General features: G+C 66.4%; 10 protein-coding genes. 6 read left to right on the forward strand and 4 right to left on the reverse strand.

What is annotated here, in order from left to right; genetic code table 11:
* Positions 1-71: 71 nt before the first annotated feature.
* Together dcd and RO07_RS06945 are read left to right on the forward strand one after the other, a co-directional pair.
* Entirely contained in the window at positions 72-641 is a 570-nt protein-coding gene (dcd, locus tag RO07_RS06940; protein WP_039409253.1) for a dCTP deaminase, read from the forward strand.
* 104 nt (positions 642-745) lie between these two features.
* Entirely contained in the window at positions 746-3031 is a 2286-nt protein-coding gene (locus tag RO07_RS06945; RefSeq protein WP_039409254.1) for an arginine/lysine/ornithine decarboxylase, read from the forward strand.
* A gap of 159 nt (positions 3032-3190) precedes the next feature.
* Here RO07_RS06945 and RO07_RS26735 read toward each other — a convergent pair whose 3' ends face one another.
* Entirely contained in the window at positions 3191-3322 is a 132-nt protein-coding gene (locus RO07_RS26735) for a hypothetical protein (protein WP_257786857.1), read from the reverse strand.
* A 63-nt stretch (positions 3323-3385) separates the two neighbouring features.
* Between RO07_RS26735 and gltS the strand changes: the two genes are divergently transcribed.
* Positions 3386-4603 carry a sodium/glutamate symporter gene (gene gltS, locus RO07_RS06950; protein WP_039409255.1) on the forward strand — a complete coding sequence of 406 codons (1218 nt, stop codon included), beginning with the start codon at positions 3386-3388 and terminating at the stop codon, positions 4601-4603.
* Positions 4604-4693: 90 nt separating this feature from the next.
* On the opposite strand, the gene argH is transcribed toward gltS, so the two are convergent.
* The 3 genes from argH to ppc form a co-directional block, all read right to left on the reverse strand.
* Positions 4694-6091, reverse strand: coding sequence for an argininosuccinate lyase (gene argH, locus RO07_RS06955; protein WP_039409256.1), 1398 nt, complete (start codon positions 6089-6091; stop codon positions 4694-4696).
* Between the two features lie 149 nt (positions 6092-6240).
* On the reverse strand, positions 6241-7053 hold the full coding sequence (gene aroQ, locus RO07_RS25465) for a gamma subclass chorismate mutase AroQ (RefSeq protein WP_160118063.1): 813 nt from the start codon (positions 7051-7053) through the stop codon (positions 6241-6243).
* Between the two features lie 156 nt (positions 7054-7209).
* Complete coding sequence (gene ppc, locus RO07_RS06965) at positions 7210-10248, reverse strand: phosphoenolpyruvate carboxylase (RefSeq protein WP_039409258.1); 3039 nt, start codon at positions 10246-10248, stop codon at positions 7210-7212.
* A gap of 79 nt (positions 10249-10327) precedes the next feature.
* Here ppc and hemC point away from each other — a divergent pair, with 79 nt between their 5' ends.
* From hemC to RO07_RS26505, 3 genes are all read left to right on the forward strand, one after another.
* Positions 10328-11287: a hydroxymethylbilane synthase gene (hemC, locus tag RO07_RS06970; protein WP_039409261.1), complete on the forward strand. Its 960-nt coding sequence runs from the start codon at positions 10328-10330 to the stop codon at positions 11285-11287.
* Positions 11288-11385: 98 nt separating this feature from the next.
* Positions 11386-12282: a uroporphyrinogen-III synthase gene (locus RO07_RS26500; protein ID WP_052267083.1), complete on the forward strand. Its 897-nt coding sequence runs from the start codon at positions 11386-11388 to the stop codon at positions 12280-12282.
* Complete coding sequence (locus RO07_RS26505) at positions 12269-13429, forward strand: uroporphyrinogen-III C-methyltransferase (RefSeq protein WP_052267084.1); 1161 nt, start codon at positions 12269-12271, stop codon at positions 13427-13429. The genes RO07_RS26500 and RO07_RS26505 overlap by 14 nt, the downstream gene beginning before the upstream one ends.
* Positions 13430-13436: the final 7 nt, after the last annotated feature.

The following is a 13436-nucleotide window of genomic DNA, read 5'->3' on the forward strand; positions in this document are numbered from 1 at the left end:
ACCTCACCGCACCGCAACAATCGCGTAAAATACGCCCACTTTTCACGTACCACGCCCATTCAGGCCCACACATGAGCATCAAGTCCGACAAATGGATCCGGCGTATGGCCGAGGAGCACGGCATGATCGAGCCCTTCGAGCCGTCGCAGATCCGGTATTCCCAGGACGGGCAAAAGATCGTCAGCTACGGCACGTCGAGTTACGGCTACGATATCCGCTGTGCGGCCGAATTCAAGATCTTCACGAACATCAATTCGACGATCGTCGATCCGAAGAACTTCGACGAGAAGTCGTTCGTCGATTTCTCGGGCGACGTGTGCATCATTCCGCCGAACTCCTTCGCGCTGGCGCGCACCGTCGAGTACTTCCGCATTCCGCGCAACGTGCTGACCGTGTGCCTGGGCAAATCGACGTATGCCCGTTGCGGCATCATCGTGAACGTGACGCCGTTCGAGCCGGAATGGGAGGGCTACGTGACGCTGGAATTCTCGAACACGACGCCGCTGCCGGCGAAGATCTACGCCAACGAAGGCGTGGCGCAGGTGCTGTTCTTCGAATCCGACGAAGTCTGCGAGACCTCGTACAAGGATCGCGGCGGCAAGTACCAGGGACAGCGTGGCGTCACGCTGCCGAAAACCTAGCCCCTTACACTCGACTCGCCGCCGGTGAGCATCCTCTTTACTGCAATGCCCAAGAGCCACGGCCATGTCGGACCGTGGCTCGTTCTTTTGTCGAAGGAACGCCAATGAAATTCCGTTTTCCGATCGTCATCATCGACGAGGACTTCCGCTCCGAGAATATTTCCGGATCCGGGATTCGTTCCTTGGCGGAGGCTATCGAAGCCGAAGGCATGGAAGTCAACGGCCTCACGAGCTATGGCGATCTGACCTCGTTCGCGCAGCAGGCAAGCCGCGCGTCGAGCTTCATCCTGTCCATCGACGACGACGAATTCGGCACCTTCTCGAGCGAAGCGGGCGGCGAAGGCGAGGGCGAACTGGCGCTGGCGATCATCAACCTGCGCGCGTTCGTGCAGGAAGTGCGCCGCCGCAATCCGGACATTCCGATTTTCCTGTATGGCGAGACGCGCACGTCGCGCCACATCCCGAACGACATCCTGCGCGAGCTGCACGGCTTCATTCACATGTTCGAGGACACGCCCGAGTTCGTGGCGCGCCACATCATCCGTGAGGCCAAGTCCTATCTCGACTCGCTGCCGCCGCCGTTCTTCCGCTCGCTCACGCACTACGCGGCCGACGGTTCGTACTCGTGGCACTGCCCGGGGCATTCGGGCGGCGTGGCGTTCCTCAAGAGCCCGGTGGGCCAGATGTTCCACCAGTTCTTCGGCGAGAACATGCTGCGTGCGGACGTTTGCAACGCCGTGGAAGAGCTCGGCCAGCTGCTCGACCATAACGGCCCCGTGGGCGCGTCGGAGCGCAATGCGGCGCGCATCTTCAACGCCGATCACCTGTTCTTCGTGACCAACGGCACGTCGACCTCGAACAAGATCGTGTGGCATGCGACCGTCGCGCCGGGCGATATCGTCGTGGTCGACCGCAATTGCCACAAGTCGATTCTGCACGCCATCACGATGACGGGCGCCGTGCCCGTGTTCCTGACGCCCACGCGCAACCATCTCGGCATCATCGGCCCGATTCCGAAGTCGGAATTCGAGCCGGAAGTCATTCGCGCCAAGATCGAGGCGAACCCGTTCGCGCGCGAAGTGCTCAAGCGCGATCCGAACGCCAAGCCGCGCATCCTGACGATCACGCAAAGCACCTACGACGGCGTGATCTACAACGTCGAAATGATCAAGGAACTGCTCGGCAACAACATCGACACGCTGCACTTCGACGAAGCGTGGCTGCCGCACGCGGCGTTCCACGAGTTCTACCGCGACATGCACGCGATCGGCGAGGGGCGTCCGCGCTCGTCGGAAGCGACCATCTACGCCACGCACTCGACGCACAAGCTGCTCGCCGGCATTTCGCAGGCCTCGCAGATCGTGGTGCAGGACTCGGAAGCGCGCACGTTCGACACGTACCGTTTCAACGAGGCGTACCTGATGCACACGTCGACCTCGCCGCAGTACGCGATCATCGCGTCGTGCGACGTGGCCGCCGCCATGATGGAGCCGCCGGGCGGCACGGCGCTCGTGGAGGAGTCGATCGTCGAGGCGCTCGACTTCCGCCGCGCGATGCGCAAGGTGGCCTCCGAATACGGCGATTCGTGGTGGTTCTCGGTCTGGGGACCGGAGAACCTGGGCGACGAGGGCACGATCCAGCGCGAGGACTGGGTGCTGCGCGCCAACGATCGCTGGCACGGTTTCGGCGATCTGGCCGACGGCTTCAACATGCTCGACCCGATCAAGGCGACCATCATCACGCCGGGCCTGGACGTGGACGGCGAGTTCGGCGAGAGCGGCATTCCGGCGGCGATTGTCACCAAGTACCTGGCCGAGCACGGCATCATCGTGGAGAAGACCGGCCTGTATTCGTTCTTCATCATGTTCACCATCGGCATCACCAAGGGCCGCTGGAACTCGATGGTGACCGAACTGCAGCAGTTCAAGGACGACTACGACCACAACCGTCCGCTGTGGCGCGTGCTGCCCGAGTTCGTGGCGCAGTTCCCGCGCTACGAGCGCATCGGGCTACGTGATCTGTGCGACCAGATCCACAGCGTGTACAAGGCAAACGATGTGGCGCGCGTGACGACCGAGATGTACCTCTCGGACATGCAGCCGGCGATGAAGCCGACCGACGCGTTCTCGAAGCTGGCGCACCGCCAGATCGACCGGGTACCCATCGACGCGCTCGAAGGCCGCGTCACGAGCGTGCTGCTCACGCCATACCCGCCGGGCATTCCGCTGTTGATCCCGGGCGAGCGCTTCAACGCCGCGATCATCGAGTACCTGCGCTTCGCGCGCGACTTCAACGAGCGCTTCCCCGGCTTCCACACCGATATCCACGGTCTGGTGGTCGAAGAGGTGGACGGCCGCCCCGAGTACTTCGTGGACTGCGTTCGTCAGTAAATCCGGCGCACCCGCTTGCCGGCTCGGCGACATGCCGACGCCGGACGAACCACGGCCCCGTGTGAAAGCACGGGGCCGTTTTGCTTGGTGCGCGCGACCATACGCCGTTTTTTGCGTCGCCGCTTTCCCAATCGTTCCGCCGCCAAAGGCGGGCGTTCGTCACAAAATCGGCAAAAGCATGAATCGGCTGTGAAATGTCGCGAAAACCGCGAAAATCGCACCCAAGCGCCCCGGCGTGCGTTCCCGGGCGCCGGGTTTGTGGTTCGACTCCAGTTTGGCGAGTTTGGTCATTTTCCTAAAATGCTGAGCGGATCGCGTTGCTACACTCGACGCATTTTTCGCGCAGGAGGCTTCATGGACGTCACCCGGGAACTGGTCTTCACCACTTACGGCACGCTGGTGGGCGCCACGCTGGTGCTATTGCTCGGGCGCAAGCTGGTCGAGTGGATCGGGCCGTTGCGCACGTACAGCATCCCCGAGCCGGTGGCCGCGGGTTTGCTCGTGGCGCTCGGTACGCTCGCGCTGCGCCAGTTCGCGCACGTGGAGTTGCGCTTCGACACCTCGTTGCAAGGGCCGCTGATGCTGGCCTTCTTCGCGACGATCGGTCTGTCGGCCAACCTCGCCAGCCTGCGCGCCGGCGGCAAGCGGCTGGTGCTCTTCCTGGCGATCGTGGCGGGCATGCTGATCGTGCAGAACATCATTGGCGTCGGGGCGGCGATGGTGATGGGGCTCGCGCCGGGCGTCGGTCTGCTGGGTGGTTCCATCACGCTGGCGGGTGGTCATGGCACGGGCGCGGCGTGGGGCGAAACGTTGACCTCGCGCTACGGTGTGCAGTCGGCGCTCGAGATCGCCATGGCCTGCGCCACGTTCGGGCTGGTGCTCGGCGGGCTGCTGGGCGGGCCGGTCGCGCGCTATCTGGTGGGACGTCTCGGCGGCAAGGTGCCGGGCGTGGATGCGGCCAGGGACGCCGTGCCGGAAGGCTTCGAGCAGCCGCACACGGTGCGTCTGATCACGGCGCAGGCGCTGATCGAGACGGTCGCGATGATCGCCATCTGCCTGTTTGGCGGCGAGTGGATCGCGGCGTGGCTCTCGGGCACCGCGTTCGAATTGCCGAGGTTCGTCTGCGTGCTCTTCATGGGCGTGGTCGTGCGCAATCTGCTGGCGCTCGTCGGGTACGAGGTATTCGAGCGTTCGTTGTCGGTGCTTGGCAACGTGAGCCTGTCGCTCTTTCTCGCCATGGCGCTCATGTCGCTGCGGCTTTGGGATCTGTCGACGCTCGCCCTGCCGATGATTGTGATCCTGGTGGTTCAGGCGGCGTCCATGGCGGCCTATGCGATCTTCGTCACGTTCCGCGTCATGGGGCGCAACTACGATGCCGCGGTGCTCGCGGCCGGCCACTGCGGCTTCGGCCTGGGCGCGACGCCGACGGCCATTGCGAACATGCAGGCCGTCACCGAGCGCTTCGGACCCTCGCACCTCGCGTTCCTGATCGTGCCCATGGTCGGGGCCTTCTTCATCGACATTCTCAACGCGCTGATCATCAAGGGCTTCCTGTCGTTGCCGATCTTCTGACGCGTGCCGCTGCCGGCCCGGCGGGCCGGCATGGCAAAAAGCCACCCGTTCGGGTGGCTTTTCCTTTGATGTCGGAAGCCGGGGCGAGGCTTACTTGGCCAGCTTCGCGCGCGCGGCGGCGATGGCGCGTTGCACCTGTGCCGGCGCCGTGCCGCCGATGTGGTTGCGGCTGGCGACCGAGCCTTCGAGCGTGAGGTAGTCGAAGACGTCTTCACCCACGAGCGGCGAGAACTTCTGTAGTTCGGCCAGCGACAGCTCGGCCAGATCGATCTCGCGATCCGAGCAGATTTTCACGGCGTGGGCCACGATCTCGTGTGCGTCGCGGAACGGCAGCCCCTTCTTCACGAGATAGTCGGCCAGATCGGTGGCCGTCGAGAAGCCTTGCAGCGCCGCGTTGCGCATATTGGCTTCGCGCACCTTGATGCCCGGCACCATGTCCGCGAAGATGCGCAGCGTGTCGATCACGGTATCGACCGTATCGAACAGCGGCTCCTTGTCTTCCTGATTGTCCTTGTTGTACGCGAGCGGCTGGCCCTTCATCAGCGTGAGCAGGGCGATGAGATGCCCGTTCACGCGACCGGTCTTGCCGCGCGCCAGCTCGGGGACGTCCGGGTTCTTCTTCTGCGGCATGATCGAGCTGCCCGTGCAGAAGCGGTCGGCCAGATCGATGAAGCCCACGCGCGGGCTCATCCACAGGACCAGTTCTTCCGAGAAACGCGACACGTGCGTCATCACGAGTGCGGCGGCGGCGGTGAATTCGATGGCGAAGTCGCGATCCGAGACGGCGTCGAGCGAGTTCGTGCAGACCTCTTCGAAGCCCAGCGTGGCGGCCACGCGTTCGCGGTCGATCGGGTAGCTCGTGCCGGCCAGCGCGGCGGCGCCCAGCGGCAGACGGTTCACGCGGCGGCGCACGTCGAGCATGCGCTCGGCGTCGCGGCTGAACATCTCGAAGTAGGCCATCAGGTGATGACCGAAGGTAACCGGTTGCGCGACCTGCAGATGGGTGAAGCCCGGCAGAATCGTGGCGCTGTGCTGCTCGGCCAGATCCAGCAGCGCACGGCGCAGATCGCCCAGGTGCGCGCCGATGCGGTCGATCTCGCTGCGCAGCCACAGGCGGATGTCCGTGGCAACCTGATCGTTGCGCGAACGGCCGGTGTGCAGACGCTTGCCGGCGTTGCCGATGAGTGCGGTCAGGCGCGCTTCGATGTTCAGGTGAACGTCCTCGAGGTCCAGTTGCCACTCGAACTCGCCGCGCTCGATCTCTTCGCGAATCTGGGTCATGCCGCGCTGGATGTCGGCAAGATCCTCGGCGCTGATGATGCCTTGCGCGGCCAGCATGTCGGCATGGGCGAGCGAGCCCTCGATATCGAACAGCGCAAGACGCTTGTCGAAGAACACCGACGCGGTATAGCGCTTGACGAGTTCGGAAACGGGTTCGGAAAAGCGGGCCGACCAGGCTTCGCCTTTCTTGTGGAGTTGGGAGGTCATTGTCGTAGCGTGGCTAATCGAGGCCCGTCAAGGCCCATCAAGGCTGAGGAGGCTGGGTGAAGCGGACCGTGGCGAAGCACGGCAAACATTGATTATACAGCCCCGGCGCCTTTCCCCGGGGCGGTGTGCGCCGCGCACGGGAACTCGGTTCAGCGTGCCATCGACAGGGTCCAGATGCGCGGCGGGGTTGACAGGCAAAGGCCCGAGGTCGCTTCGTCGAACGCGGCGCGTTGCAGCGCTTCGAGCTTCGCGGCCTTCGCAACGCGTTCGCGGGCCTGATGGATGCGGGCCATGCGCGCGGGATCGTCGGGCAGCGCGCACAGACGGCCCAGATCGTGCATGAGCGACGTGCCCAGCCGGTCGAGCGCCGGACGCAGGCGGGTGGCCAGGTCGACCGGTTCGCCCGGGGCGTGGCCTTCGCGCGTCCAGCGCGCCAGCAAGGCGGTCTGCACGAGCTTGCCGGCTTCGATCTGCAGGCGGAAGAAGGTGCGCGCCTGCGCGGGCGTCAGGCCGAACTGCGTGGCGCGCTCGGCGACACTGTCGAGCAGCGCCAGCTCGCGCGGCGTGTCCTGTACCGGTTTGCCCGACGAGAACTTGTTGCGCGCCACCGCCTCGCTGATGGCCAGCCGCTCCAGAATGCCGTTCATGAGCGGATCGAGCACGGGATCGACGACCGGGCGAGGTTTCGCCGAGGCGCCTGGCATCGTGGCGAGCGTTTGCGAGACGAGGCGCACCGCCAGACCGCGCACGCCGTGCGGTGCGGCGCCGATCGGCGCCTGCGCCAGCTCGAGCGTGGGCTCGCGTGCGTCCGAAGCGTCGGCCCGTGCCCCCGCACTGACCGCTACGAACGCCGCTGCCGCCGCCAGCACGGCGACGTGCCGCGCAATCCGGCCCGGCCGGACGCACGTACGAGAGTCGGAACCGGAACCGGAATCAGAAACGGAAATGGAATCGGAATGCATGATGGATGGTCCCCCCGGCAGCCATCGTGTGGAATCCGATGAAATATACCGCCCTATCGGTCGACTGTCGCTGGGGAGATTCCCAAGGCACCTAGGGCAATCCCTCGGGGCCGGGTACTGGCGCCGCATCCTGCGGCACCAGTATTCATGGGCCCGTCAGCCTGTATTGCGCAGGCCGGCGGCAATGCCGTTGATGGACAGATGGATGCCGCGCCGCGCGCGTTCGTCCGACTCGCCCGCCCGGTGACGGCGCAGCAGTTCGACCTGCAAGTGGTTGAGCGGATCGAGGTACGGGAAGCGGTTCTTGATCGAGCGCGCGAGCATCGGGTTGTCGGCCAGCCGTTCCTCGTGACCGGTGATCAGCGCGAGCGCCTGCGACGTGCTCTGCCATTCGGCCACGATGCGGTCGAACACGCGCTTGCGCAGCTTCTCGTCCGGCACGAGTTCGGCATAGCGCGACGCCACGGCCAGATCGGTCTTGGCGAGCACCATGTCCATGTTCGAGAGCAGGTTCGCGAAGAACGGCCAGCGCTTGACCATCTGACGCAGCGTGTCGAGGCGCTTCTCGCGGCCGGCGTCGCCCTCACCCTCGAGATACGCGTTCACCGCGCTGCCGAAGCCGTACCAGCCCGTGAGCAGCAGGCGGCACTGGCCCCACGAGAAGCCCCACGGAATCGCGCGCAGGTCTTCGATGCGGCGGTTCTTCGGATCGGAGAACTTGCGCGACGCGGGACGCGAGCCGATGTTGAGCTCGGCGATTTCCGCAATCGGCGTGGCCGAGAAGAAGTAGTCGGTGAAGCCCGGTGTCTCGTAGACCAGATCGCGATAGGCGGTGAAGGCCGTGTCGGAAAGCGTCTGCATGACGGTCTCGAACGCGGCCAGACGTGTCGGCTGGTTGCGGCTGGGCAGCAGCGTGGCTTCGAGCGTGGCGGCGACGATGGTCTCCAGGTTGCGTCGCCCGATCTCCGGGTTGGCGAACTTGCTGGCGATGATTTCGCCCTGCTCGGTCAGTCGGATCTGCCCGTTCACCGTGCCCGGCGGCTGGGACAGGATGGCCTGATAGGTCGGGCCGCCGCCGCGACCCACGGTGCCGCCCCGGCCATGGAACAGGCGCAGACGGATGCCTTTCTCCTCGAACAGGCGCACGAGTGCGAGTTCGGCCTTGTAGAGCTCCCAGTTCGACGTGAGGAAGCCGCCGTCCTTGTTGCTGTCGGAGTAGCCGAGCATGACTTCCTGCTCGCCGCCTTGCTGCACCGCCACCTCGGACATGCCGGGGATGTCGAAGAACTCGCGCATGATGACCGGCGCGTTGCGCAAGTCGGCGATCGTCTCGAACAGCGGGATGACCATGGCACCGACTTTCGGCTCGACGGTCTTCGAGCCCTTGCCGCCCAGCGCTCCCTGAAACAGGCCGGTCTCCTTTTGCAGCAGCATGACTTCCACCAGGTCGCTCACGGTTTCCGTGTGCGAAATGATGTAGTTGCGCACGGCGCGCGTACCGAACCGGGCCCGGATGTCGCGGGCGGCGGCGAAGACCGCCAACTCGTCGCGCGTGCGCTGCGAATACTCGAGATACGGCGAGAAGAGCGGACGCGGCTCGCGCAATTCCCGCAACAGCAGCGCGAGCTTGGCGTCCTCGTCGAGCTTCGCGTAGTTCGCTTCCACGCCGGCCTTGGCGAACAGCTCGGCGATGACCGCCTCATGAACGTCCGAGCTCTGGCGCAGGTCGATGCTCGCGAGATGGAAGCCGAATACTTCGGCGGCGCGCACGAGCGGCCCGAGGCGCTGCGGGATCAGCGCGCTGCCATGGTGGGCGATGAGCGACGTGACGACGGTGTTCAGATCCGAGATGAATTCGCTGGCGTCGAGATACGGGCTGGCCTCGCCGACCGCGCCGCGATGCGGCACGTGACCGACCCACGCGCGTGCGGTGGCGGCCAGCCGTGCGTACACGCCGATCAGCGCGCGCCGGTACGGCTCGTCGGTGCGGTGCGGGGAGTCGTCGGGAGAGCGTCTGGCGAGCGTGAGCAGCGCGTCGCTGGCGCCGGCGAGCAGTTGCGAGACGGACAGTTCCGCGCCGAGCAGGTGCACCTGCTCCAGGTAATGCGCGAAGATTTCCGTGGCCTGACGCGTGATCGCCAGTTGCAGCGTCTGCGCCGTGACGTTCGGGTTGCCGTCGCGGTCGCCGCCGATCCAGCTGCCCATTTGCAGGAAGCGGCCGAGGCCTTCGGAGCGCACGCTGGGCACGGCGTCGTGCAGCTCGGCGGCTACGTCGTCGTACAGCGCGGGAATTTCGGACAGGAAGGTGCTGCGGTAGTACGAGAGCGCGTTCTCGATCTCGTCGGCCACGGTTAGGCGCGAACTGCGCAGCATGCGCGTTTGCCAGAGCGTGGTGACGTAGGCGCGCATCGATTCCGTGTTGCGCGCGGATTCGCGCTCGGTGAGGGCGTCGTCGCGATGCTCCAGCAGACGGGCGATCTCGCGCTCGGCGTCGAGAATGCTCTTGCGCTGGACTTCGGTCGGGTGCGCGGTGAGCACCGGCACGATCAGCGCGCTGGCGAAGAAGGCCTGCAGCGTGGCGGGGTCGGCGCGCCCGGCGTCCTTGAGGCTTTGCAGCGCGGCGCTCAGGCTGCCGGGCTGCGGGCGGCTGCCGGCGAGCGCATGCACGCGGCGGCGGCGGTTGTGATGCCGGTCCTCGGCGATGTTGGCCAGATGCGAGAAGTAGCTGAATGCGCGCACCACCTGAATCGCCTGCTCGTTCGTCAGGCCATTGAGCAGCGTGTCGAGCGCCTTTGCGGCGCTGCGATCGCCTTCGCGGTGAAAGCGCACGGCGTTCTGGCGGATGGTTTCGACCAGATCGAAGGCGTCGCTGCCTTGCTGCTCACGCAGTACGTCGCCGAGCAGGCGGCCGAGGAAGCGGATGTCCTCGCGCAGCGGGGCGTCCTTGTCTTCGCGCGAACGGCGGGACTTCGACGGGATCTTCGACGGAGTCTGGGCGTCGGTGGTGGCCGATCCGGTGGACGTGGGGGATGTACGTGAAGCCCCGGATGCTCGAGATGTCGGCGACGCGGTCGAGGCGGCCTGCGCCGCACCGGGAGTGGATGGGGCCGCGGCTGCTGCCTTCGCGGGGGGAGTGTTGCCGACCGACGTGGCGAGGCCCTCTTGCGGGGCTTTTGCCTTTGCGCTGCTCTTCATGTCGCTCCTCTCGAGACCGGCCGTGGTGGCCCGTCAAGCGTGTTACCATTTTTTCTTTTGGTCTTCACGCGGTTGCTGAATGAACTTCGCTGCTCCTGAAACCCTGGTGATCGCGTCGCGCGAGAGCCGTCTTGCCATGTGGCAAGCCGAACACGTGCGTGACGCGCTGCACAAATTATATCCGCAGTGCCGTGTCAGTATTCTCGGCATGACCACGCGTGGCGATCAGATTCTCGATCGCTCGCTCGCCAAGGTCGGCGGCAAGGGGCTTTTCGTCAAGGAACTCGAGCTCGCACTGGCCGATGGCCGCGCCGACCTGGCCGTGCATTCGCTCAAGGACGTGCCGATGCAGTTGCCTGACGGCTTTACGCTCGCCGCCGTGCTCGAGCGCGAGGATCCGCGCGACGCTTTCGTGAGCAACGACTACGACAGTCTCGACGCCCTGCCCGCCGGCGCGGTGGTCGGTACGTCGAGCCTGCGCCGCGAGGTCAACCTGCGCACGAAGTACCCCCATCTGAAAGTCATGCCGCTGCGCGGCAATCTCGATACGCGTCTGGGCAAGCTGGACCGGGGCGACTACGCGGCCATCATTCTGGCGGCCGCCGGACTCAAGCGCCTGGGGCTCGCCTCGCGCATCCGCGCCACGCTGGCGCCCGAAGCGAGTCTGCCGGCCGTTGGCCAGGGCGCCCTCGGCATCGAAGTGCGCGCCGGACGTCCCGAAATCCTGCAATGGCTCGCCCCGCTGCACGACGCCCGCACCACGCTTGCCGTGAGCGCCGAGCGCGCCGTCTCCCGCGCGCTGGGCGGCTCGTGCCAGGTGCCGTTGGGCGCATTTGCCGAATTCACGCCGCAAGGAGAGCTCGCGCTGCGCGCGTTCATCGCGTCGGTCGACGGCGCGACCGTCCTGCGCTCGGAAGGCGCCGCCAAGGTGGCCGATGGCGACGTCGCGGGCGCCGAAGCGCTGGGGCAACGGGTCGCGCAGGCGCTCATCAATGCGGGTGGGCTGGCGCTGGTGCCGCCGCCCGACGTCAAGGGTTGACCGGGTTGCCCCCGCGCGCCTCGGCCCCGCGGACCCCGCCGTCCGCTTCTGCCGTCGAGCCGGTGTCCGCCCACCCGAGGCCCGCGCCGTGCGCCATCTTGACACGCCCCGACGGACAAGCCGACGCGCTCGCCGGGGCGCTCCATGCGCAGGGCATCGACACGCTCGCGTTCCCGCTGCTGCACATCGCGGCCCAGGCCGACGACGATGCGCTGGCGGCGCTCGATGACGCGCTCGGCCGATTGGAGACCTACGCACTGGCGGTTTTCGTCTCGCCGAACGCCGTGGCGTATGCGCTGGCGCGCCTTGTTCATCTGCAAGAGAAGCATGACCAGCCGAAGGCGGGCCGCGCAGGCATTGCGCAGGCTGGCGACCTCTGGCCCGAAGCGGTGCCCGCGGCCGTGGTCGGGCCGGGCAGTGCGCAGGCGCTCGCCGACGCCGGTGTCGCGGCGCCCCGGCATCGGGTGATCGTTCCTCCGGCAGGCCCTGCGGCACGCTTCGATTCGGAAGCGTTGATCGCGGAGCTCGACCTCGCGGCGCTGGCCGGACGCCGCGTCTTGCTCGTGCGCGGCGACGGCGGTCGCGAATTGCTGGCCGACACCTTGCGCGCGCACGGCGCGCAGGTCGATATCGTGAGTGCCTATACGCGCCGCGCTCCCGCGCCCGACGCCGCCGCTTGGGCGGCGCTCGAAGCGCGGCTGTCCGTGCCCGGACGTTGCGCGTGGGTGCTGACGAGCTCCGAAGCGGTGCGACATCTCGCCACGCTGCTCGCCGGGCGGTACGGCACCCGTGACGGCGTGCACACGCCGGGAACCCCGCAAGTGCTGGCGCAAATCCTTGCCGCGCCATGCTTCACGTCGCATGCGCGCATCGCCGATGCCGCGCGGGTGGCGGGGTTTGATAGGATTACGCAGTGCGCGGCTGGCGACGAGAACTTGCTGGCGGCACTCAAAACATGGGCGGATCCCATTCAAGTCAAGCATGACGACAGATAATCGCGTTCCTGAGTCTTCCCAGAATCCGTCGGCACCGACCGGTCCGGCGGCATCGAATTCACCCGCCGCGTCGAGTTCGTCGACCGCCTACGGCAACCCGGGCGGGTCGCCTGCGTGGCAAGCGCCGGAGCCCCCGCAGAAGCGGCGCGGTTCGGGCGCCGCGTTGCCGTGGCTGCTCTTCGTGCTGGTTGCGGCCGGCGCGGGCATTGGCGGCTGGTCGCTCAATCAGAAGCTCGACCGCGTGCAGCAGGAGATGGCGCGCCGCCAGCAGTCGGGCGACACGCAGCTCATGCAGGCGCAGGTGCGCACGGCGCAGGCGCTCGACAATCAGCGCGATCTGCAAAATCGCCTCACGGCGCTCGAAGGCCGCGTGGCCGATTCGCGCAGTCAGCAGGCCGCGCTCGAACAGCTCTATCAGGAACTTGCTCACAACCGCGACGAGTGGGTGCTCGCGGAAACGGAGCAGATCGTCACGAGTGCGAACCAGCAGTTGCAGCTCACGGGCAACGTGCGCGGCGCGCTCATCGCACTCGAAGGCGCGGATGCCCGTCTGGCGCGTACGGGGGCGCCGCAGCTCGCCGGTGTGCGCGATGCGCTGAAGAAGGACATCGACCGCCTCAAGGCCGTGCCGGCCGCCGATCTGCCGCAACTGACGGGCAAACTCGATCAGGCCATCGCCATGATCGATACGCTGCCGCTGCAGGCCGAAGAGCAGCGTGTCGCACCGAAGGCGGACGCAAGCGGCCCGAGCGGCGCCGGCGAAACCGGTTGGACGGCCACGTGGCATCGCCTCTCGTCCGAGATGCTCGGTAGCCTCAAGCAACTGGTGCAAGTGCGTCGCCTGGACGATCCCGATGTGATGCTCGTCGCGCCCGAACAAGGTGCGTTCCTGCGCGCGAACCTAAAGCTGCGCTTGCTCAACGCACGACTGGCGCTGCTCGCGCGCAATGCGTCGGCCGTGCACAGCGACGTGCTCGTCGCCCAGGCGGCGCTCGACAAGTATTTCGATGGCAAGTCGCGCCGCATCGCGGCGGTGAAGACACTGCTCGATCAGGTCGATGCCGGCTCGCACACCATCGAACTGCCGACACTTGACGCCAGCCTGACCGCCATCGGTCAGGTCAAGGACGTCAAGGACAAGCCGTAAGGAGCCG

The sequence above is a fragment of the Pandoraea pulmonicola genome, assembly GCF_000815105.2.
Lineage (GTDB): Bacteria > Pseudomonadota > Gammaproteobacteria > Burkholderiales > Burkholderiaceae > Pandoraea > Pandoraea pulmonicola.